Source organism: Paracoccus marinaquae (genome assembly GCF_018860165.1).
In the GTDB taxonomy this organism is placed as follows: Bacteria; Pseudomonadota; Alphaproteobacteria; order Rhodobacterales; family Rhodobacteraceae; genus Paracoccus; species Paracoccus marinaquae.
In genome coordinates this window covers 1-1,853 of record NZ_JAHKNG010000107.1, presented here as the reverse complement: position 1 = coordinate 1,853, position 1,853 = coordinate 1, and the positions used below count along the sequence as shown (strand labels likewise).

The window sequence follows — 1,853 nt, the reverse complement described above, 5'->3', positions numbered from 1 at the left end:
TCGGCATGCCGCAGGATCGCGAGTATCTGCGCTTCTGTGTATCTGCTGGTCTTCATACGAAATCTCCTCGTGCACTTTGCCGAGAAAACTCTACTTTTGAAGCCCCCTACTTTCCGGGGGGATTACCTCAGGAGAAAGCGGCGGGCGGGCCGAGATTGACATGCCAGAACTTGAAGGCCGGCACATGTCCGGCCCCTTTTCGCGCCTCCCAAAGGCGCCGGCCCCGGACCAACGCGGGCCGGGGCCGGCAGCCCCGTCATTCGAGGCCGAGCATGCCCTTGGCCTCGGCAAGCGTCGCCATCGAGGCGGCGTGATCGCCGGCTTCATGCTGCTGCGCGCCCTCGTCGCGCAGGGCCTGGACCTGGGTGGCCTGTTCTTCGGTCAGGTCGGTGCCGGCGGCCAGCGCGGCATCGATGGCGGCCATGTCGGCGGGGCACTGGTTGGCAAGGGCGGGCGCCGCGAGCAGGGCGAAGGCGGCGGCAAGGGTCAGGTGTTTCATCGGAAGATCCTTTGATCCAGGTGAGAACCACGTGACCCGATCCTAACACGGAACCTGGTGCGTCAGGCGGTTTATCCTGGCCCCGGCCCTTTCACATGACGTTCATCATGACGACGAGGAAGCCTCGGGGGTGGTCGGGAGGTGTCTTCGATCGCCTGTTCCGGGCGGGCAGCAACCTGCGGTGGGATGGATATGGCGCGTCAGTTCCGCTTTGCGGGGCAAGGCCGTCATTCGCGTTGCGCGATTTTCACTGCCGCATTTTCTGCCACACCCTCGTCTGTTCCATCGGTGAAGCAGGCCACCGTCATGGGTTCTGCCAGATCAGGAAAATGGTAGACCGCATTGACACTGAACGGGCCGCCCCCTGAATGGCCTATGGCTCGGCCAACATTGCCCATCGAGCCCGACATGAGACCGCAACCGTATCCACATTCGGACCACGGTCGTCCCGAAATCGAACCACCAACGGGATGCCTGTCGAGCATATCGCGCAGGGTCTCGGACTGCAGCAATTCGCCTTGGAAGAGTCCGTGCAGAAGCCGTGCGGCATCCGATGTCGTGCCGATCAGGCACCCGTGGTAAACCCAGCCTGGATCATAGCCCTTGGCCGTTTCCCAATGCAGGGAGGCTGACTGCTCCAGAGTGTCCCAAAACTCGACACCCGCCAGCCCCAAAGGTTCAGAAATCATATCAGAAATAACTTGGCCGAGAGAATTCGCGGCTATCTCTTCGATCAACTCTCGAACGAACATATAGCCAATATTCGAGTAGGACCAACCATTGCCCGGGGCAAACCGCATCCCTTCGGCCAAAGCCGCGCCCAGTACTTCTTCGCGCGACCACGGTTCATCTGCTCGGCTGCCAACTGCATGAAAGGTTAGCGTCCGAGGACGTTCTCTAATCGCCTTGGTCAAGTGCTGATCCGCATTTGCGTTATTCTGCGCGCCGGGCAATCCGAAGGATCTGGGATCGCAGAGATTTGCGGAACTGGTGGCCGAAAAAACCGAGGGGCGGATCACCGTCGATGTCGGTGGTTCGGCCCAGTATGGCGACGATGTCGAGGCGCTGACCCAGATGCGCCTTGGCACTTTGGCATTGTCGGCGAACTCTCAGGGCTCCACCTCGGGGGTGGTCGAGGAATTCGCTGTTCTGGGCCTGCCCTTCATGTTCGACGACCTGGACACCGCCTACAAGGTCATGGACGGCGAGGTCGGCGCCCAGCTGGACGGGAGTGTCCGATCTTTTGTGTATGATTGATCGGGTCCATGCTTCACCGAAAGGAAGCATGTATGACGATCTCCAAGGAAGTTCTGGACGAGTTGCTGAAAGGCGTTGAGCGCCCGGAGGACCTGCT

At 60.7% G+C, this 1,853-nt stretch carries 2 protein-coding genes and 1 pseudogene; 1 reads left to right on the top strand and 2 read right to left on the bottom strand.

Annotation, left to right across the window (positions count from 1 at the left end):
* Positions 1-256: 256 nt before the first annotated feature.
* Together KNW02_RS20455 and KNW02_RS20450 are read right to left on the bottom strand one after the other, a co-directional pair.
* Positions 257-499, bottom strand: a complete 243-nt coding sequence (locus KNW02_RS20455; RefSeq protein ID WP_216035019.1) for a hypothetical protein — start codon at positions 497-499, stop codon at positions 257-259.
* A 227-nt stretch (positions 500-726) separates the two neighbouring features.
* Positions 727-1,413, bottom strand: coding sequence for a serine hydrolase domain-containing protein (locus KNW02_RS20450; RefSeq protein ID WP_216035018.1), 687 nt, complete (start codon positions 1,411-1,413; stop codon positions 727-729).
* A gap of 34 nt (positions 1,414-1,447) precedes the next feature.
* On the opposite strand from KNW02_RS20450, the pseudogene dctP reads away from it, so the two are divergent.
* A pseudogene (gene dctP, locus KNW02_RS20445) lies at positions 1,448-1,756 on the top strand (TRAP transporter substrate-binding protein DctP); the annotation flags it as partial.
* Positions 1,757-1,853 lie beyond the last annotated feature (97 nt).